Here is a 249-nt window from a genome sequence, read left to right as displayed (position 1 = left end):
GGAGCATGACATGGGGTTTGTGGGGAGCATTGCCGACCATGTGACCGTGTTGCACCAAGGCAGTGTGCTGGCAGAAGGTTCGCTGGAGCAGGTGCAGGCGGATGAGCGGGTAGTTGAGGTGTATTTGGGCCGATGATCTATTCCAAGGACATGACATGCTGAAAATCGACACGCTGCACCAATACTACGGCGGCAGCCACATCCTCCGGGGCCTGCCCTTCGAAGCCAAGGTTGGCGAAGTCACCTGCC

General features: G+C 58.2%; 2 pseudogenes. Both read left to right on the top strand.

Features of this window, described 5'->3' with window-relative positions:
- Window positions 1–136: pseudogene (locus tag SB756_RS33395) on the top strand (ABC transporter ATP-binding protein); the annotation flags it as partial.
- Window positions 137–155: 19 nt separating this feature from the next.
- Window positions 156–249 (top strand): annotated as a pseudogene (locus SB756_RS33390) (ABC transporter ATP-binding protein); the annotation flags it as partial.

The organism is Pseudomonas sp. SIMBA_068 (assembly GCF_046534705.1).
In the GTDB taxonomy this organism is placed as follows: domain Bacteria; phylum Pseudomonadota; class Gammaproteobacteria; order Pseudomonadales; family Pseudomonadaceae; genus Aquipseudomonas; species Aquipseudomonas putida.
The sequence above is the reverse complement of the archived record's forward strand: the minus strand, read 5'-3'. Positions and strand labels throughout refer to the sequence as shown.